The sequence below is a fragment of the Candidatus Sysuiplasma jiujiangense genome (assembly GCA_019721075.1).
GTDB classification, from domain to species: Archaea; Thermoplasmatota; Thermoplasmata; order Sysuiplasmatales; family Sysuiplasmataceae; genus Sysuiplasma; species Sysuiplasma jiujiangense.
Genome location: JAHEAD010000001.1, coordinates 159,412 through 177,042, shown reverse-complemented (window position 1 = coordinate 177,042; position 17,631 = coordinate 159,412). Strand labels below are relative to the sequence as shown.

Annotated in this window: 22 protein-coding genes; 4 read left to right on the top strand and 18 right to left on the bottom strand. The window is 46.4% G+C overall.

Going from position 1 to position 17,631, the window contains the following annotated elements; genetic code table 11:
• Nucleotides 1-19: 19 nt before the first annotated feature.
• Nucleotides 20-532, bottom strand: coding sequence for an Hsp20/alpha crystallin family protein (locus KIS29_00860; GenBank protein MBX8638873.1), 513 nt, complete (start codon nt 530-532; stop codon nt 20-22).
• 935 nt (nt 533-1,467) lie between these two features.
• Between KIS29_00860 and KIS29_00855 the strand changes: the two genes are divergently transcribed.
• A complete protein-coding gene (locus KIS29_00855; GenBank protein MBX8638872.1) occupies nt 1,468-1,908 on the top strand; it encodes a hypothetical protein in 441 nt (146 codons plus the stop codon).
• A gap of 744 nt (nt 1,909-2,652) precedes the next feature.
• Here KIS29_00855 and KIS29_00850 read toward each other — a convergent pair.
• The 16 genes from KIS29_00850 to KIS29_00775 all read right to left on the bottom strand — a co-directional run bounded on the left by KIS29_00850 (nt 2,653) and on the right by KIS29_00775 (nt 15,593).
• Nucleotides 2,653-5,325 (bottom strand): phosphoenolpyruvate carboxylase, encoded by a 2,673-nt coding sequence (locus KIS29_00850; protein MBX8638871.1) that lies wholly within the window; start codon nt 5,323-5,325, stop codon nt 2,653-2,655.
• 115 nt (nt 5,326-5,440) lie between these two features.
• Nucleotides 5,441-5,689 (bottom strand): hypothetical protein, encoded by a 249-nt coding sequence (locus tag KIS29_00845; GenBank protein ID MBX8638870.1) that lies wholly within the window; start codon nt 5,687-5,689, stop codon nt 5,441-5,443.
• A gap of 35 nt (nt 5,690-5,724) precedes the next feature.
• Complete coding sequence (locus tag KIS29_00840) at nt 5,725-6,060, bottom strand: DsrE family protein (GenBank protein ID MBX8638869.1); 336 nt, start codon at nt 6,058-6,060, stop codon at nt 5,725-5,727.
• Nucleotides 6,057-6,407 (bottom strand): DsrE family protein, encoded by a 351-nt coding sequence (locus KIS29_00835; protein ID MBX8638868.1) that lies wholly within the window; start codon nt 6,405-6,407, stop codon nt 6,057-6,059. Before KIS29_00835 ends, KIS29_00840 begins: the two co-directional genes overlap by 4 nt.
• A 1-nt stretch (nt 6,408) precedes the next feature.
• The gene (locus tag KIS29_00830) at nt 6,409-6,612 is read right to left on the bottom strand and encodes a hypothetical protein (GenBank protein ID MBX8638867.1); all 204 of its coding nucleotides are present in this window, start codon (nt 6,610-6,612) and stop codon (nt 6,409-6,411) included.
• Nucleotides 6,613-6,615: 3 nt separating this feature from the next.
• Nucleotides 6,616-7,719: an ATP-binding protein gene (locus KIS29_00825; protein MBX8638866.1), complete on the bottom strand. Its 1,104-nt coding sequence runs from the start codon at nt 7,717-7,719 to the stop codon at nt 6,616-6,618.
• The gene (locus KIS29_00820; protein MBX8638865.1) at nt 7,703-8,824 is read right to left on the bottom strand and encodes a lipoate--protein ligase family protein; all 1,122 of its coding nucleotides are present in this window, start codon (nt 8,822-8,824) and stop codon (nt 7,703-7,705) included. The genes KIS29_00825 and KIS29_00820 overlap by 17 nt, the downstream gene beginning before the upstream one ends.
• A gap of 7 nt (nt 8,825-8,831) precedes the next feature.
• The gene (locus tag KIS29_00815) at nt 8,832-9,209 is read right to left on the bottom strand and encodes a DsrE family protein (protein MBX8638864.1); all 378 of its coding nucleotides are present in this window, start codon (nt 9,207-9,209) and stop codon (nt 8,832-8,834) included.
• Between the two features lie 10 nt (nt 9,210-9,219).
• Entirely contained in the window at nt 9,220-9,669 is a 450-nt protein-coding gene (locus tag KIS29_00810; GenBank protein MBX8638863.1) for a glycine cleavage system protein H, read from the bottom strand.
• Between the two features lie 18 nt (nt 9,670-9,687).
• Nucleotides 9,688-10,599, bottom strand: coding sequence for a CoB--CoM heterodisulfide reductase iron-sulfur subunit B family protein (locus KIS29_00805; GenBank protein MBX8638862.1), 912 nt, complete (start codon nt 10,597-10,599; stop codon nt 9,688-9,690).
• The gene (locus KIS29_00800) at nt 10,580-11,287 is read right to left on the bottom strand and encodes a 4Fe-4S dicluster domain-containing protein (GenBank protein MBX8638861.1); all 708 of its coding nucleotides are present in this window, start codon (nt 11,285-11,287) and stop codon (nt 10,580-10,582) included. The genes KIS29_00805 and KIS29_00800 overlap by 20 nt, the downstream gene beginning before the upstream one ends.
• A complete protein-coding gene (locus KIS29_00795) occupies nt 11,274-11,954 on the bottom strand; it encodes a hypothetical protein (protein MBX8638860.1) in 681 nt (226 codons plus the stop codon). Before KIS29_00795 ends, KIS29_00800 begins: the two co-directional genes overlap by 14 nt.
• Nucleotides 11,955-11,961: 7 nt before the next feature.
• Entirely contained in the window at nt 11,962-12,987 is a 1,026-nt protein-coding gene (locus KIS29_00790) for an FAD-dependent oxidoreductase (protein MBX8638859.1), read from the bottom strand.
• Nucleotides 12,988-13,052: 65 nt separating this feature from the next.
• The gene (locus KIS29_00785) at nt 13,053-14,336 is read right to left on the bottom strand and encodes a heterodisulfide reductase subunit B (protein ID MBX8638858.1); all 1,284 of its coding nucleotides are present in this window, start codon (nt 14,334-14,336) and stop codon (nt 13,053-13,055) included.
• Between the two features lie 2 nt (nt 14,337-14,338).
• On the bottom strand, nt 14,339-15,067 hold the full coding sequence (locus KIS29_00780) for a 4Fe-4S dicluster domain-containing protein (protein MBX8638857.1): 729 nt from the start codon (nt 15,065-15,067) through the stop codon (nt 14,339-14,341).
• A gap of 292 nt (nt 15,068-15,359) precedes the next feature.
• Nucleotides 15,360-15,593 carry a sulfurtransferase TusA family protein gene (locus KIS29_00775; protein MBX8638856.1) on the bottom strand — a complete coding sequence of 78 codons (234 nt, stop codon included), beginning with the start codon at nt 15,591-15,593 and terminating at the stop codon, nt 15,360-15,362.
• A gap of 133 nt (nt 15,594-15,726) precedes the next feature.
• Here KIS29_00775 and KIS29_00770 point away from each other — a divergent pair, with 133 nt between their 5' ends.
• From KIS29_00770 to KIS29_00760, 3 genes are read left to right on the top strand one after another with little or no spacing between them, the layout of a single operon-like run.
• Nucleotides 15,727-16,167, top strand: coding sequence for a DsrE/DsrF/DrsH-like family protein (locus tag KIS29_00770; protein MBX8638855.1), 441 nt, complete (start codon nt 15,727-15,729; stop codon nt 16,165-16,167).
• A 30-nt stretch (nt 16,168-16,197) separates the two neighbouring features.
• Nucleotides 16,198-16,482, top strand: coding sequence for a hypothetical protein (locus tag KIS29_00765; GenBank protein MBX8638854.1), 285 nt, complete (start codon nt 16,198-16,200; stop codon nt 16,480-16,482).
• Between the two features lie 2 nt (nt 16,483-16,484).
• Nucleotides 16,485-16,982 (top strand): hypothetical protein, encoded by a 498-nt coding sequence (locus tag KIS29_00760; GenBank protein MBX8638853.1) that lies wholly within the window; start codon nt 16,485-16,487, stop codon nt 16,980-16,982.
• A 29-nt stretch (nt 16,983-17,011) separates the two neighbouring features.
• On the opposite strand, the gene KIS29_00755 is transcribed toward KIS29_00760, so the two are convergent.
• The gene (locus tag KIS29_00755; GenBank protein ID MBX8638852.1) at nt 17,012-17,518 is read right to left on the bottom strand and encodes an Lrp/AsnC family transcriptional regulator; all 507 of its coding nucleotides are present in this window, start codon (nt 17,516-17,518) and stop codon (nt 17,012-17,014) included.
• Nucleotides 17,519-17,631 lie beyond the last annotated feature (113 nt).

Below are 17,631 nucleotides of genomic sequence, written 5' to 3'. Positions count from 1 at the left end.
AGTAGAAAAGGTTTTTAGTTTATTTGATTTCCACTTTCTTCACTTTTCTCGCAGCCTCTTCCTTTTTAGGCAACCTTAGAAACAGAACACCATTTTCGACTTTTGCCTCAACCTTTTCACCGTCAATCTCTTCAGGCAGTGAGAAACTTCTGTGGAAGTTATAACTGCTTCGCTCCTGTCTGAGGTAGTTTGCGTTTCTTTCTTCTTTCTTCTCGTTTCTTTTCCCTGTTATCTCTATGGTGTTGTCCTCTGTTACCTTTACTTCAATGTCCTCCTTCATCACACCCGGAAGATCTACCGTAACATTGTATTCCTTGTCGGCTTCCTGAATATCCATGTAGGGCACCATACTATTCTCCGAAGTCCAGGGCTCAAAGAAACCAAGCGACGGAAAGTCCCTGAAGAACGGTCTCATCCATTCTGCGAATGTTCTCGGCATGTCCTCAAAGAAATCGTCGAAGTTTCTAGTTCTCAACCCGCTCTTTCTCGGATACGCCTTAATTACTGTGCTGTTGTCAACCAAATTTATCACCGAATGATATCTTATGTTAGCACTTCTATATAAATTTAACTACATACGCTGCCTTTGGACAGAAATTCCCATGTATCTGCTAAACCACTGGGATGCCATGGTGGATATGAGCATACGAATGTTCTCGAAAAGTAACGTCTGTGAATGAATCATTCATTGAGCAGAAAAAGGGAGTTGCGCATTTCTCATTCGATCGAAAAAGGGCAGTGATAAAAGTAAAGCTGAGCATCCTGTTTGAATGAACCAAGGTATATAGCACCATCTGTCGGGACGTGGCATATATGTGCATACGGTGAAATCCCGGACAAGTTTATAGAATCAGCATCATGCGATATTGCACAGCTCAATGATATTGCCGACCCGCTCAACTCCACCAGGTAGCTCGCGAATGCGGTATGCGTGTGAATTGACGTATGTTCACATCAACAGACGATCACAGCACGGTGGAATTTTCACGTTTTGCTAACACTCAAGGGCATGGTGATAATTAACTTCACGCCGATGGACGACACGCCCGGCAACGTCCTATATGCAGCCAGGACGACCTGTGTGGTCACCCAACAGTATAGCGTGACGTCATGCTTTCGAAATCAAACTCCACATTCAGGAGTCAAGGGGATTCCATCACGGGCGCACATCAAGCAGGCAGGCGCCCGTACTCGACTCGCAGCAGTGACCAAACATCTGCCAAATTTGTTCGAACCTGTAATCTGCAATGTACCTACTGAAGACAACCATCCTGCAAAGATATTGAAGAAGCTGCCAGGAAGAAAGGGGATCGAAGAATTTCTTAAGCCAAATGTCCACAATATCAGAGAGTGCTAGTAGCTCACATACTCTGAAGCGGAACTGATCGGCATAACTTGTGTTTGAATTTTGTCCCAAAGTGGCGCGGAACCCGAAGTTTTTATACTCCCTCTAAACTATGCATTCTTATGTTAGACAGTGATGCTAGCACTGCAAAAACGCTTACATTAATTGCTTTGATTCTTCAGGCGGTTTTCTTTGTTGTAGGGCTATTTTTAATTGCGGGCCTTATGATTTTTAGCAGTACCGTTACAACCACCTCTCCGGGCGGTACCACTACTGTGGGTCCTTCTGGATTTGGAATTGGCCTTTTCGGCCTCGTATTTGGAATAATTTTTCTTATAGGCCTTTTATGGATACTTCTTGATTATTTTCTTGTGTATAAGAATCTTGCCGAGGAAAAGGTGGAAGAAGCTGAAACACCATCACTTGTGCTGGGTATACTGCAATTGCTGTTTGGAGGTTTCATAACTGGGATATTACTTATTATCGCATACGTGAAGATACGAGACTCTACGAGGAATAGATGGCAGCCGTCGCAGGTAGTGGTTCAGCCGCCTTCAAATTGAATTTTGCCACTCCAGATTCCCTATCTTTTTAGATTTCCTGCATTACCTCAACAGGTTACAGCTTTCGCAGACAGGCTCAATAGTTACTTCAAGTGTAAATATCCATCCTGAATATAGACAAATTAGCGGACGTGGACTTGTTTTTCCGGATCGATATCCTTCACGAGATTCATGTTCTACTTCGTCAGTACGTCCCCTCTGCGTGACTGCAGATCCGCTGCCGATGACGCTTACCAGATAGATGCCCCCTCAGTTTCTCTATCTCCGTTGTCTTCTCTCTCCTGCCTCCCGGCTACAGCCCCCATTTCGCGACGTCATGCTGCAGATATGAGGGATGGTTAACAGCCTTCAGATATGTGCTGACTCTATTCCGGAACCTGTGAAGTATCCTTCTCATCGCATTCCTCTCCTTTACTTCCATGAACGCCTTCTCAGCTTCGTCATGCTGGAAGTATATCCTGACGACCTTTTCCGACGAGAAATACGCATCTATTGTGGACTTACGAATGATTATGATGAGTATGAGAAGTGAAAGGATCCGCCCGTACTAATTTGCAGATAGTCATATTTTCCACAGCCTACTGTGTACCTTGACGAGCAAATTTCTCAAATCTTTTCGGACTTACCGGTTTAATTCGAATGAATCTTCGTGTTTCTTAAGCCATTCTGTAATCCGAAATTGCCAATTCAAGGTGATGTTCGCTCAGATTGCAGGACTTGTTACGAATTTTTCTGAAGAGTCATTCAACCTGTATTCCTCATACCGGATGCAATTCCTTTAATGCTCAGCAGCAATATCCTTTCAAGGTCCTTGCTTTTGCGTCCTTCCTTTATTCTTTTCATTGTTTCCGCCTGAACTAGGTTTATTATATCAACATAGGGGTTTCTCAGAAAAATGCTCTCGCTCAGCATACTGTTGTGTTGGAGTAGTTTCTTCTCCCTTCTGAGACACGTTACTAACCCTGTTGTCTTTAGGTATTCCTTCTTTACATTGCTATAGATGCCCGAGTTCTCCTTTGAGGCAAATTCTGCATAAGTGGAAGCGACTCTCATATCTGTTTTGGCAAGCGTCATTTCAAGCATGTCGATTATTGAACGGAAGAAATACCACTCTGATAGCATTCCCTGCTGCGTATTTTTCCTGGACGTAGATCGGGTACAGAGACCCTCGCCGGCTCCGTACCATCCTGAAATTATGTGCCTGTTCTGTGTCCAGGCAAAAACCCAGGGTATTGCTCTCAGGTTTGAAAGAGTCATGCTTCCTCTCGAAGCCGGACGCGTTCCCATATTCAAAAGTGGCAGGTAGCTCAGTGGGGTCGTCTCTTCCAAGTATCCTGGCAGTCTCCTGTCATTTAGGAGGCTGCGATATGCCTCATGTGAACTTTCAGAAATTCGTTCCATTTCTCTGAACCAGTCATCGCGTGGCCGAATACCTTTCTTACTCAACTCTAGCAAAGCGCTTACTGTCTGCTCGTATTCTCTGAATGTTATGCTGCTGTCGAAGTATCTGCTCCAGAGCACCTCTCCCTGTTCGGTAAACTTGAGTCTGCACTCCGCAGATTCTATTGGCTGGGACAGGATAGCAAGACGTGCCGGGCCACCTCCTCTGCTTATGGAACCACCACGTCCATGGAAAAACTTCAAGCCTATCCCATGCTTTGCGGCTGTTTTGAGAAGTTCCATCTGGGAGCGGAATATCAGCCATCTGGATGTCATGTAGCCGGCATCTTTGTTGCTATCTGAATAACCAAGCATTATTTCCTGTATTTTCCCTTTACGCATCAGAAACTTCCTGTAGTGAGAATTTTCGAACGCCTCAGACATTATCACATTACATCGCTTCAGGTCCTCGTATGTTTCGAACAGCGGCACAATTGGGAGTGCTTCCGTTCCGTTTTCTCCAAGACCTGCGAAGTTCTGCAGAATCAGCGCTTCAAGAATCTGTATTACTGAATCAGTGTTGCTTACAATGTAGCTTCCAATTGCCTCTGGTCCAAATCTGAGCTGTGCCTCCTTCGCCGCCAAGAGCATGGAGGAAATTCTGTTTGGCCGCATCATGGCTTTCGTTCTGGTTGCACTGGCGACTCCTGAAGAAAGAACACTTTCGAGCAGTTCTTTCCTTTCCATCTCTTCAAGTTTGCTGTATTCAATATCAATTCCAATTCCTCTGATAACATCACAAACAGCTTCTTTCTGTTCAGTTGAATGAAAACGAAGATCAAGTGATGCAAGATGAATCGAAAACGTCTCAACCATTCTTATCAAATCTTCGAGCGCGCCCGCAGCAATTGCCTTGGCACCGCTGTCAGATAAGCTCTTTTGCATAATCAAAAGATCAGAAAGCATTTCTTCTCCAGAATGATAGCCATTCCGCGAACCCAGCTCAGTTTCTTCCATCCGAGCTATTATGAAACTGCACAACGCCCTGTAAGGTTCATTCTCGTTAACAGACGATATTTCGCTCCACGCTTGAGGGAACTGTTTCCTGTATCTTTCAGCGAGATCAAGCATAACCGGATCAACTTTCGAATATATTGTCGATATCGAAAGCCTTGAAATCAGATCTGTTACCTTCCTCTTGTATTTTGAAAAGAGGAGCCTCTGCTGCATTTTCAGCGCTGTCAGAAGTGTGTTTCCGCTGGTGTATGGATTACCGTCGGCATCAGAACCGATCCATGATGTATAGCGCAGAAATGTGGGAAAACGGTATTGTGTTCCCCGAAACACGCTCTCAAAGGCAAAAGCAAGACGCCTGTAAAAAAGCGGAATCATTTCGATTATGTTTATATCGAAAAAATAAAGCCCGTACTTCAGCTCATCTTCAATTCCCGGCTTGCGTTCCCTGAGCTCGTCAGTGAGCCAGAGACCCGTAATTTCCTCCCTGATATCCTCAAGCGCTCTGCTCCTTTGTCGTGCGGTTTCCGATTCATGCGATATCAGTAGCGCTTCCTCAACTCTCTTTATCTTCTCAACTACTGTTTTTCTTCTGACCTCGGTGGGATGAGGTGTGACTACAAATTCAAGGCTCAATGAGTTGAAAAAGTTTTGGACTTCAAGCGGTTTAAGACCTTCTTCTTTCAGTTTTGACAGTATTTCAACAACCGAACCTCTGTTTCTTTCCGTACCCGAATCGGCTCGGACTGAACGTATCCTGTATACATCCTCAGCAACATTGGTAATATGAAAATAGGCGGTGAACGCCCTTACAAGCAGTAGAAGTTTTCTTTCGTCGAATCCTTCTATGAGTCTCTGAAGTTCCGCTGCTGCGAATGAATTTCCGTGTCTTGCGTCTACCGAAAGTCTTCTGACCCTTTCTACTATTTCGAATGAATCTTTTCCTTCCAAGTGCCTTATTGTGTCACCGAGGATTTCGGCCAGAAGGCTGACGTTTCTTCTCAGCTCCGTTCTGCCGGACACGGGTTTACACCCTTTCAATTGCATTCTCCCTGATTTTTGGAGGATGCTAAAGAGTTTGCTACTTTTTATCATTTGCCCGGGTGGCAGCTATGCATGATCTGATGCCGCCACCTTCTCAGAACAGTATTACCCGCTCTGTCACAGCAATAAGCTTTGTCACTTCATCAGTGCTCAAACGCTCAACATCAGCTGGGAGCGGATGGCTTTCGGCCACATTCTCCACACACAATCTATACTGTGCCCGACAGGAATTGAGCGTATGCTGCAAATTACCGGCGGAAAATACTGCAGCGCCCCCGAGGACAATTGTTGTTTCCGTTCTCCTGCAGATTTCGGATACCACCTCTATAATTCCGGATTTCATTTGAATTCTTCTGTGCATGTGGATTAGCACCTGCATCAGAACACCAGCACTTTCTCTGAGAGAATCATTGATGCAATGTCTCTGGTCTCAAGCATGCTGTAAGTTGCTGGTATTTTCATATCAGGCAGTAATTTTCTGACGGAATCACCGTGAACACACAGATGAAGGCCGTCAGCACCATCCGCCCTTTTCAGTGTTTCGAGCCCGAATGAGGCTCCCATATTTTCCAGAAGCATGAATACTCCATCGTCAATTAGAACCAGAGATACGTCGTGCCCTAGAGCAGCGAGCATTAAGGAGACGCGCAATGCCTCCGTCACGTGTGCGGTGGATAGGGGAGGTCGTGTCAGCAAAACAGTAACTCTCATCATTCCTCCGCCGTGTAATTCAGTATGATATCCGCCTTTTCCATTTTATCCACAAGATCTTCCAGGCTCCCTTTCCTCGCCGTTCCAATGAGCCTGTTCACTCCCCTCATAGCCAAACATGTCGAACAGCAAACAATGTCTGCCTCTTCCATCTGAGCAAAAGATGAAACAACACCCGGATTGCCAGGCTGAATTAGCTCTTCAGAAGCATTGTAAACACCATCTCCCAGAAGGAATATTGACACCTTTTTGCCTGCCGCCATGAGTGACTGTGCCCTGTCCCTTGCCGATTCAGCTTCCCTGTGCTGCACTGGAGATGAAAAAAGAATTATAAGGAACTGTGACTCCATATTATTCCTCACATGCCCATCCGTACGAGGTGCACACATATCTCCGCCCGTCGATTTCCACAGTGCCTCCTTTATCCACTTCACCTTCAAAGAAGAGACTGTTTAGAATCTCAAGATGTTCCGGCGGCACAGTCTTTGCGGTCTTTCCTGTTACCCCGGAAAAGAATGGATTCCCGATTCTGGATATAACGCGTATTCTGGGCATTAGTCATCCCCTTCTTGTGTCCGGTGAAATGCGCAGAAGGCTGAATCTCAAATTCCTGATTATCCTGAAGAATTGACTGTTGCTGTAAAGTTCAATCTCCCCACGATCTGACAGCGCGCTAACGGCAGGATCGAGCTGAACAGATCCAATGTATGGAACACCAAACTCCTCAGCAACTTTTTTGCCTTCCTCTCTTCCAAATACATTTATGCGCGAACCGTCTGGAAGCCTGAGAAATGCCATATTCTCAACCACTCCTATAACAGGTACATGCATCTCACTCGCCATGGCTATTGAACGGGCAACTACGGATCTCGCAACTTCCATCGGACTGGTGACGAAAAGCACGCCATCCGGAGTCAACGACTGGAATACAGTCAGCGGTGCATCTGATGTGCCGGGAGGCAGATCTACCAGCAGGTAGTGTAAATCACCCCATTCAGTTTCCGAAAACAACCCTCTGATCGCGCTGTTTATCAGAGGTCCTCTCCACACCAGTGGTGTTTTGAATTTGTCCATTATCAGGTCAATGGACATCACCCTGATGCCCATTCTTGACACCAGCGGCTTCATTCTGTTATTTTCCCCGAGTTCAGGAAGGTCCCTCAGTCCAAGCATTCGAGAAATACACGGACCAGTGATGTCTGCGTCCAGTATGCCTGTCCTGTATCCCAGTGAGGTAAGATGCGTCGCTATCGCGGTCGTAATAAAGCTCTTTCCCACTCCTCCCTTGCCGGATGCCACGGCGATGATATTTCCTATGTCGTTCCGTGGAAGTGCGTCTATGCCTGTTCTTTCTCTGGTTCCTGTGACAATTATGGGAAGTTTCCTTGACTTCCTTTCATCCGGCACGGTCTTCCCTTTGATTGTGAATTCAACTGCGCAGTCGTATCCAGCATCCTTCAACACCGTTTCTATGTCTGATTTTATGATGTCTGCCAGTTGGTATCCTTCAGGTATGGAGGCAACGACCCTGACTCTTTTTCCTTCTGCATTAATCGAAGATATCATACCCAGCTCTATCAGGGAGGAACGCCTTTCAGGATGCGGAACTGTCGACAGAATTTCCCTCAGTTCGCTTTTCAAACTTTCAGCCTCTGTTTTCATTCGAAATTTCCGGATGCCTGGCGGCATCCATTATTGCAGATGCGAAATCTTCTGGCTCCGCGCCGAGCACTGTTACGCCATCCTGAGAAATCAAAGTGTCAACAATGGATTTGATATCTTCATGATTCAGAGGAGTTCCCTCAAGGCGTCTTTCAAGTCTTTCCAGCTTCCAGCTTACGGGCACGGTAAAAAAGTCCCCCGAAATGGCTATATTTTTAATCCTCCCTGACTCAACAAGCATTGTAACTCGTATCAGCTTCTGTGCTTTGTAGTCTGCCTTGCAAAGAAAAGTACCCTCATTGATCTTGACTATCCTGCGATCTGCAAATAGCTCGCTCCTATCACTGTCCCGAGAGAAAATCCACTCCTGTCTTTTCCTTTCCTCTACCAACAGGTCAAGACGCTTTTTCTCATGTTCTGTTATATCAGAACTTTTCACGCCGTCGTAGAGTCTTCCAAACTCCTCTGCAAGCAGTTTGTCAATTTCTCCCCGTTCGATTTCCCGTCCAAGAGTCTGTCTGATTCCCGTTAGATGCTCCATCATCGTTTTTGCTATTTTATCCCTGAATTTTTCTTCCGGGACCTTCAGTATGCCTGCCATGATGTCGATGTTCAGGTCTAGAAGAATATCGCCTGTAAGAACCCTTGCCCCTTCTATGTCCACAGCCCCGTTTGCGCTAATCTTTCTGCCATCCACTGCAAGGTCGTTCAGCCCCTGTCTGGTTGCGTTCAGCCCCAGTCTGTGCAATGCGGATGAAACTGGTTCAAGCATCCTGCCGTAATATTCCTTTAACGTTCCCCGTGTCGACTTAGAACCGATCCTGCTTATTAGGAAGTAATCTTCCTCCCATGGTCCGTCTGCTATCGCCCCCCCTCCGATAACCCTTCTGACAACGGGTATGGAATGTCTTGTGCAATAGTCAATGTCAATCTCCCTGAGCGTCTCCTGATGGAACCCTACGTTCGCAAATGGCTTTTCAGGGTGGCATAAGACAAGCACATCATTGCGCCTTTCCTCGCTGACTGCGTACGAAAGAGCAACAAACACGTTTGTCATTACATAACCGTCTACGGGACCGAGATTTATTATCTCAAGGTCCGTCATCTTCACCTCAAAAACTTAGAACCGAATCTGAGTCAAGTGCAAGATCAGCCAGTGTGGAGGAGCCGACAACTTTAACCCCTTCTATTACATCCTTCGGATCTATGTCGCAAAGATCGCGCAAGCTTTCCTCGCAGGCATAGAATTTCACTCCTCCCTCCAGCGCCATGTTAATGAACTGCTTCAGTGTTCCGCCTTTCTTCAGTCTGACCTGTTCCGCGGAGCCATTTTTCAGAAGCTTTGGCGCGTGCATGAGGAAGTACATTGATGTATCCACCTCCATCGCAGCAGAGAGTGCTGCTGTATAGAATGGGGCATATGTCTTCTCAGGATCTTCCGGGCCTGTTGTCATCACAATAAGCAACTTCTTTCCTTCAACTTCAACCATATTTGCCACCTCACTGCTGGCATCTGATGCAGCGTATGTTGTCCCTGCCTATCAGTTCTCTGTATTTTTCCATGGCCTGTTCACCCCGGAGGAGAGAACTGCTTTCCTCCCGATTGATCATTTTCACCCTGACAATCCATCCTTTACCGTAAGGATCGTTGTTAATCAGTTCAGGATGGGCGGTGAGTTCCTCATTGGGTTTCACGACTACGCCTGTTAACGGTGACAGAACAGCACCTGCCCACTTTCCGCTTTCAATTGTTGCCAGTGGCTTTCCCTTTGGTCTGCTTGTGCCCTCCCCCTTCACCCTGATAACAACTATCTTTCCGGCCCTTGTCTGGGCGGGATCCGTCAGTCCTATGACAGCCTCATCTTCTTCCAGTCTTATCCACGACATCTGGTTTCCTTCCACAAAGTAGAGCAGGTTGTCGGGCAGTTCACATCCATTTATGAACGTCATCATTCCTACCTCCCTTGACTAGAATCCCTTCTGGCGTAAAATCTTTCCACCATCGGAAAAATTGTCTCCAAGTCGCACATCTCTCCGGCTGTGGCCGAATGCAAGCGCCATTAGCTGAGTGAAATAAACGACCGGCCTCACTATCTGCTGACCATATTGCTTTACAATCATTGGTATGTTTGCCTCGATATTCATCTGCCCCAGAGGACACATTGTTACTACAAAATCAGCCCCTGCTCTTGCCGCTTCATTAAGTATTGAAGCGCTGAAGCCAACAGATACCTCACGATCGGCTATTGCATGGCCGCCACCGCAGCATACCGTTTTCAGAGGGTAGTCGACCACTTCTGCCCCTATTGCTTCCATGATGTCGTCCATGAAGTGGGGGTGTTCCGGGTTGTCTTTATCCCAGGAACCAGCTCCTGTGTAAATCTTTGGCCTGGTGTACAGGCAACCGTAGTAACAGGCAACTTTTATGCCTTTCAGTGGTCTCCTGACCATGTTGCGGATTGTATCGAGTCCGGCCTGCTGGTATATGACTTCTATTATGTGCTTTACCTCCACTTCACCATTATATGATGGTGCACCGGCCCTTTCAAGATATTCGTTAACCCTTTCTTTGGTCGCGGTGTCTTCAGCTATCGCTTTATTTGCTCTTCCCAGAGAAAAGACACATCCATTGCAAGGCGCAACGACTGTCTTTGAACCCATTTCTTTTGCAAGTGCGAGATTTCTTCCGGGGAGAAAAACGGACAGATCGTAGCTCACGGTCTTGACTTCCGCCGCTCCACAGCAGTTATAGTTCACAATCTCTTCCATCTGAATGCCCAGATCCTTTGTTACAAGCTCCGAGCTCTTCCTGTAAGCTTTTCCGAGTCCGTCTAGCGAACAGCCAGGGTAAAAAGCAATATCACCTTTTTGGTAGTTCATATCCATCCTTTTCCAGTATTTCTTCAGCGACTTTTTTGATCTTCTTCCAGCCTTTTGTCCTGTGCCTGACGGGACCGGTTCTCAGTCTACCAGTTCTGGCAAGGCGCATCCCCATCCTCATCATGTAGCCGGAGTCAAATTCCTTCAGTTCCTCCTTCTTGATATAGTTCCTGAGGAGCATTATTTCATCAAGTATTCCAGTCTCCAGGACATTGTTGACATACTCCCTGTCCCACCTGCTTGCGGGAGTATCAGTCATCCATCCCTTCTTCCTCATGTACCCGTCAATGGCATGTATGACCTCTTCAACCCTCACATCCTTCGGGCATCTTTCAACGCACTTGTTGCATGATAGGCAGCGCCAGATAACATCCTTCTGTTTCTTCAGTTCTTCCTCATCCCCAATCCTTGCAAGATAAATGAAGTATCGGGGATTGAACTCCCGAAGGCCGAAATCAGTATGCATACAGCAACCGGATGTGCAAGTACCGCATTGCCAGCATCTGTTGATGGTTCTCCCTTCATGCGTCGATGCAATATCCTCTGCAATGGACGGCTCATATTGTGACAGGATTCTCTGCTGTATGAAAATGTTCCACTGTCCTGAAACATCCCTCCCTTCAAGTTCTGCCCTGTCCTTCTGCAGTATTTTTTCTTTTGCAATCAAGTGCTTCTCATGGATTGGCATAACGTATCTCCTTCAGTCCGAGTATCATTATCGAAATCACTCCATGGTTCGGGAAAAGAGCCTCCATTCCACCAGCGTTCATTGAGTTGTCCTTTGCTCCTATGACATCCTGTGAATAATGGAGAGCGCTTATGAGGTCAAGTGGAAAAAAATCATGAAATCTGTATCCATGAACAATGAGAGACGAGTATATGTTTCTCATTACTTTCTGTATCTGGGTGAAATTCATTTCCATCCTATCGGCCATTATTGCCTCCCTAAGAGCACCAGTGCCTCGTGCAGGATTCCAGACCCATCTTGTCGCCAGTCCGTATTTTTCCGGAAATGAAAAGTGAATCATTTCAAAGGCAAGATCTCTTATCACTTCAGCAGGTGCACCATGCAGGCCGGCAAATATGGCAATGCATGCCTCCGGTTCATCGTCTGCCGACGCGAGGGACTCAATGGCCATATCAATCCCACCAGGCGTGTTGTGTGAGAGAATGGAGTCAGCATACCTCCTCGATGTGAAACACATTCTTATGAAGTCTTTCCTGAATTCTTCACTCCTGTCTCTTTCCCGTGTCATTGAAGTGACAATTTCGGATTTACGCCTGAGAAGTTCAACGTAAGCTCTGAGCTCCGCCTCCCATTCATGTCCTATTGTCGCATCCGCAATTTCACGCATGCGGTAACTATTCAGCATAAGCTCTGGCATTTGTTTTTATCGACCTCTTCCTCACGTAATTGAGTACCTTTATCGCGGCTGCCGAGCCCTCTGTTATGGCATCGGGTATCGCTTTTGGGCCCGTAGCTGTGCCGGCTACAAACACGTTTTCAACTGTAGTATGCACGGGAAGGCTGTCTGCCTGAAGCGGCCTAACAAAGCCATGCTCTTCCATTTCCAGTCCAAGCATTTTGGCCATTTCGACAGTTCCCTCGCTTGCCTCCATTCCTGTGGCAAGCACAAGCATGTCGAACGGAACTTCACTGGGTCTCTGTAGAATTGTATCTTCGGCCATTGCAATAAGACTGCCGTCTTCTCCCTTGCTGATGGCCCCTATACGTCCGCGTATGTATTTGACATTCATTTCCTCCATGGATTTCCAGTACAGCTGGTCTTCCCAAAAGCCATATGTCCTAATGTCCATGTAATAGATGTAAGTGTCAATTTCCGGATGCTTCTTCTTCACCTCCATTGCCTGTTTTATCGATACTGCGCAGCCAAGCCTGCAGCAGTAGAATTTTCCAACCTGCCTGTCCCGCGAACCTACGCAGAGAAGCCACCCTATCCGTTTAGGCATCTGACCATTGGATGGTCTGATGAGGCGGTCCTCCGAAAGCATCTGTTCAAAATCCTTGAAGTCAATGACATCTGGATAGAGGCCGTAGCCGTATTCGTACTTCTTATGCGGATCCCAGTGCGAGAATCCGGTGGCCAGCACGACCGCGTCAAAAGCGTCTTTTTCCTCCTTTCCGTCAGAGATTGATTTGAATGTTGCCTGTACACTCTTATCATGATTCCTGATGGATGAAACAATTGTGCCGAGTTTCGTCCTTATCCCTGAGGACTTTACCTCTTTTATCAAAGGGTCGAGTACTTCCTCCACAGGTTTGAGATCCGGTGCTATCAGGCTGTAGTGAAGGCGCTTTGGGGTCCCGCCAAGAAAAGATTCCTTTTCCACCAGAACCACCTCAGCTCCCGCACCGAAAAGATCCATCGACGCACTCAGTCCCGCTGGTCCTCCTCCTATGACAAGTATGCGTGCTGCGGTCAGAATATCACCTAACCCTGTCTGATTTTTGCCTCTTCGGGCCGGGGAACATCTTCGGGAAGAACCTGGCCTTTGTTGACTGCGAAATATTTTTCCATTTCTCTGTGAGGTTCGTAAAGATACTCGATCTTCCCTCCGCCCTTAATCTGCTCCAGGTAAGCCATGAAATCGTTTTTGTACGAGGTGTAGTCTATTCCCATTTTCTCCATCAGCTTCTCGGTTGGGGACGCATGCCAGTGTACCTGAACGATCTTATATGGGTGGGCTCCGGCTGCCAGCGCAGCAATCTGGACGTCGGCGAGTACCGGCACCATGAAATCCATTCCATGAACCTTGCCTATCCACTGGCTCTTGTCCAGTGTTGTCACGCAGCCGGTATCGGTGGTGATTGCAACATCAGAATGAGCCTCTTCCACCATCGGTTTAATTTTCCGCAGCGTGGCAAATGATCTTGTAAACTCCCTCTCTGTCAGAATATGCCGGAATCCGAAACCGCAGCAGTCATACCATGTGCTGTAATCCGCAACTTTTGCGCCGAGTGCAAGCATGAGCGCCGTTGGAGGTGCAGGCCGCTGTCCCCCGTTGACACCGAAATCGTAAATGGCATCCTCTGGAACCATTTTGTAATAATGGCAGGGTTCATGGACGGTTGCAATTATGTCTGACAGATTATACTTTTTCATGGATGCCATCCTGTCCCGCATAACATGCACCCACTCACTGTAATGCACTATTTCTTCGGGTATCACGAGTTCCTTTCCCATGTGATGCATTATGTCTCTTACCTTTTCCCTTGTTTCCTTGTTCTCAACGAGGAGTTTCCTCATTTCCTTGTAATCACCGTAGCTTGTACCGCAGTGTATGAGAGGGAATGTACCAGTTTCATATGCCCTGTACCAGTTTCTCACAGCGACAGCTGCCAGAGCTACCGGGTTCGATGTACCTGTGCCGTGATAGTTCCATGCAGTACAAGATGTCTGATGCGGTTCATTCAGATAGTGTGTTCCAAATTCATTCATGAACCAAAGGAGGGATGCGGGATAACCAGGTATGTTGCCGCATTGCCCGCATGATTTATGGTGCCAGAGGTAATCAGTCGGAATCTTTTTCTCCCAGCCAAATAATGTCTGAACCGGGATAGGCTTATTTTTACTTTCGATTGGTATTACAATAAGCTCCCCTTTATCGTGCAGGTTCCACATTTCTTCCCTTACGTCGGCTACCTTCTTATCAGAAACAGCTCTGTTTTCAGTTCTGGCCTTAACCACTTCTCTTATCTGATCCGCACTTAGCATCTTCATTTTCCATCATCGCTCTTCATGCCGAATTTTTCTTTCATATCTTCGAATTCATCTTTCCAGTCTGAAATTATATCAACAATCATTTCCACAAGGTCGGGATCAAGGGACCTGAGCATATCGAGCACTCCAGACTCTTCATAAATCTGGGCAAGCTCGAGTGCAGTTTGCATGGAAACCTCCCACGACGAGTCAGTTACCTGAAGAACATCTATCGGTATCGCTTTTCGGAGCAGTTGAAGATCACCAGATTTCGATACAGCCTTTGGATCCCAGTCAATAAAGAAATCTGGTTGTATCATGTCCGGCGACACTTGGGTTCCATGTGTCATAACTTTGAGGAGACTCCTGCTTGCGGGTTTCAGGACTTCCTTTGCGCTTTCAAGGCCATTTTTCACTGCAAGTTCTCTCATTACGCTTATTATTCCCGCTATATCATTTCCGAATCTGCATCTCATGTTGCATGTATAACACTGGCAGCAGGCCCATATTTTTTCCTGCATGGCGTCAAGCAGAACGTCGGGATCTTCAGACATCGCCACCTGAAGCATTTCTCTTGGGCTGAAATCGTAAAATCTGGCTGCCGGACAGCCTGTAGTGCATTCACCGCAGTTAAGGCAGCCTAAAACAAAATCTTTGTATCTAAAATCACTGCGCATTTCAGCGAAAATCCTTTTGGCTGTTTCATCAGACTGTTTGCCATGTCCCCTTGCTCCTGAAATAATCATAGATGGCGATTGCGAATCCTCTCTCTTTGGCAAATTTTTGAGGATTGACATCAGTCATTCTCCTTTATGTTCGTTTAAAATCATCAGCCTGACAATGTTAATCATTTAAGACATTCTAATGGACACTTTATTAATTATACTTTTGGTAGGACAATAGTACAACGAACTGAGCCGATGCAAAAAATGTCTGTCATTACACAACGAGGAGGGGTAAATGTACTAGATATCGATACCTCTCCCCCTCCATTCAGATCCATCCAGTTTGTTTTCTGATAGAGAAACTGTTCAAATGTCAGTGCGATCTCTTAATTGTAAAGCTCACAAAATCCTCTTTTTCCTCAAGATTCACGATCTCATGTCCCGTTCTCTTCGACCATGCCTGCAGATCAGGTTTTGCGGCCGGGTCGTTTGCCATAACAAGAATCGTTTCTCCGACATTTATCTGTTTGATAGCCTTGCTTGTCTCAAACACGGGGAGGGGGCACTGCAGTCCCCTGAAATCAAAAACTTTCGCTTCAGATGACATAATGGTGTAATCATGTCGTATTGATATATATTTAGTTCTACCCCTAATTTAGCGGATCTTCTTGACAATGTCTGTAAGTGGCTGGTAATTTACTTATAACGTGTAAGGAATAAGGTATCGGGGACAACAGTAAATGCAAAACGCGGTAGAGAAATCTGAATCAAAGAACAAGCTAGTACTAGTTGTGAGCAAAGGCACCATGGATGCCGCATATCCGGCCTTGATACTGGCCACGACTGCGGCGGCCCAGGGAATGGAAGTATACATGTACTTCACCTTTGGAGGAATGAAACTTCTGACCAAGGGTCAGGCGGATGCACTTGAACCTTCAAAGGACCTCGGACTAAATGCTGAACAGCTGAAGGGACTGATATCGAAAGGCGGAATGCCATCCGTGCAACAGATGCTTCAGATGGCGGCCGAATCAGGTGTTCACATAAATGCATGTTCGCCAACCATGAAGCTTTTTGGAACAACGAAGGAGAATCTCACACTGCCTGGTGCAGACGTTGTCGGAGCGGCCACATTTCTTCAATGGGCTTCCGATCCTTCTGCAATAACTCTCTTCATCTGAAATGCAGGTATTGATCTCGGTGCATTTCCGGTGAAAATCGTTTACGTGAAGTATTCGGATCCTAAACCTTTTTCTCCTCATGGCGGAAGAGGAGCGGATGCAACGGTTTACCGTGCTGTTTTCAGGGCAGGTGGAGTAGTCGTCAGGGAAGATGATGATGTTCTACTCATAGGTGAACAGGCGGCCAAGGAAGATAACGGTGCTATAGCGGAACGCTTCAGCTCAGACATGTTTCCTGCCTATAGGAACATTTTGCCAATCCGAAAGGAAGACATAATTGAAAGAATCGATTTCGAAATACCAGTCAAGGAATAAACTTGTCTGAAAACATAATCAGAAGGCTTGTTTTTGGCAAACCTGTTAAACGAATTCTGGTTGTAGGCAGTGCAAATGCTGATGCGAGCCCGATCATGGAATATTTGCTTAAGAAGGAAGCAGGTGAAAGGGATATGATCGTGTCATCAGCAGGTCTCTCCGCAGTCGAGGGACAACCCATGAGCTTGCGGGCTTCCTCTTTTCTTGCGGATAGAGCCTTCAACAAGGAAGAAATTCATGAGTTCAGGAGCCGAAAACTTTCAGACAGCATCGTGCGGCAATTCGAGTTGCTTCTTGCAACGAGCATGGCAGTAAAAGGTTTCCTTTTGTTCCTTTATCCGGACTCGACCATTTACACCTTTTCCGAGTATGCGTTGATCGGCAGTGACATGGGTGAGATGACAACGGTAGACGATCAGGCGTACAGACGCATGTGTGAAGAGATGGCCGAAATGTCAAAAAGGATAATTGCGAGAGCTTCAAAGAACACGACATTCTGAAAAGTACATGCAAGAATTCAACGTCGCTACTATTTTCCGGGTATGCTTATCGGGTGACGGGGCTCTTCCTTTATTGTGTCTATGACCATCGACGGTATGACTTCTTTTATTCCATCAACTGATGTGACATCCCTAATCATTGTGGAAAAATCCTTCTTGCTGATGGCGCTGCCAAGAGCTATTATGTCGTACAATCCGAGCGCCTGATAAGTGTAACAAATCCCCTTTATCTTTGAAACATTCCTGCCAACCTCTCTCGGGTCACATCCGTTACTTGCTTTGATGTAAAGTGCTGCGCAGAAAATTGGTCCAGATTTCTCAGGGTTAACAATGACGGTAAAGCTTCTTATCAGGCCCTCCTTAACCATCCTGTTTACTCTTTCGCTCACTGTCGTCACACTGACGCCGAAATTTCTGGCAATCTGCCTGTAGGATGTTCGGGAATTCTTCTGCAATTCCTTGATAATTCCGACATCCAGCAAATCAAGTCCTAGGCCACCGTTCGCATCTTTCTCGTCTTTTTTCCTGCTGTTCATTCCGGGCAGACCTTCAATTCTCGCTTTACGTTTACATGCGTATTAATCTTTCTCCCTTCCCGCAGATTCATAAATATTCTTTCAGTAAAGCCGCTTCCCGATGCAGTGTTTTC

Bases quoted from the DNA above. Each gene is read 5' to 3' on its own strand.
- KIS29_00780 (MBX8638857.1), bottom strand. From the start codon at position 15,067: ATGATTATTTCAGGAGCAAGGGGACATGGCAAACAGTCTGATGAAACA.
- KIS29_00815 (MBX8638864.1), bottom strand. From the start codon at position 9,209: ATGGTTGAAGTTGAAGGAAAGAAGTTGCTTATTGTGATGACAACAGGC.
- KIS29_00775 (MBX8638856.1), bottom strand. From the start codon at position 15,593: ATGTCATCTGAAGCGAAAGTTTTTGATTTCAGGGGACTGCAGTGCCCC.
- KIS29_00845 (MBX8638870.1), bottom strand. From the start codon at position 5,689: ATGAAATCCGGAATTATAGAGGTGGTATCCGAAATCTGCAGGAGAACG.
- KIS29_00855 (MBX8638872.1), top strand. From the start codon at position 1,468: ATGTTAGACAGTGATGCTAGCACTGCAAAAACGCTTACATTAATTGCT.
- KIS29_00770 (MBX8638855.1), top strand. From the start codon at position 15,727: ATGCAAAACGCGGTAGAGAAATCTGAATCAAAGAACAAGCTAGTACTA.
- KIS29_00835 (MBX8638868.1), bottom strand. From the start codon at position 6,407: ATGGAGTCACAGTTCCTTATAATTCTTTTTTCATCTCCAGTGCAGCAC.
- KIS29_00825 (MBX8638866.1), bottom strand. From the start codon at position 7,719: ATGAAAACAGAGGCTGAAAGTTTGAAAAGCGAACTGAGGGAAATTCTG.
- KIS29_00795 (MBX8638860.1), bottom strand. From the start codon at position 11,954: ATGCGTGAAATTGCGGATGCGACAATAGGACATGAATGGGAGGCGGAG.
- KIS29_00840 (MBX8638869.1), bottom strand. From the start codon at position 6,060: ATGATGAGAGTTACTGTTTTGCTGACACGACCTCCCCTATCCACCGCA.
- KIS29_00800 (MBX8638861.1), bottom strand. From the start codon at position 11,287: ATGCCAATCCATGAGAAGCACTTGATTGCAAAAGAAAAAATACTGCAG.
- KIS29_00790 (MBX8638859.1), bottom strand. From the start codon at position 12,987: ATGGATCTTTTCGGTGCGGGAGCTGAGGTGGTTCTGGTGGAAAAGGAA.
- KIS29_00820 (MBX8638865.1), bottom strand. From the start codon at position 8,824: ATGACGGACCTTGAGATAATAAATCTCGGTCCCGTAGACGGTTATGTA.
- KIS29_00830 (MBX8638867.1), bottom strand. From the start codon at position 6,612: ATGCCCAGAATACGCGTTATATCCAGAATCGGGAATCCATTCTTTTCC.
- KIS29_00785 (MBX8638858.1), bottom strand. From the start codon at position 14,336: ATGCTAAGTGCGGATCAGATAAGAGAAGTGGTTAAGGCCAGAACTGAA.
- KIS29_00755 (MBX8638852.1), bottom strand. From the start codon at position 17,518: ATGAACAGCAGGAAAAAAGACGAGAAAGATGCGAACGGTGGCCTAGGA.
- KIS29_00805 (MBX8638862.1), bottom strand. From the start codon at position 10,599: ATGAACTACCAAAAAGGTGATATTGCTTTTTACCCTGGCTGTTCGCTA.
- KIS29_00810 (MBX8638863.1), bottom strand. From the start codon at position 9,669: ATGACGTTCATAAATGGATGTGAACTGCCCGACAACCTGCTCTACTTT.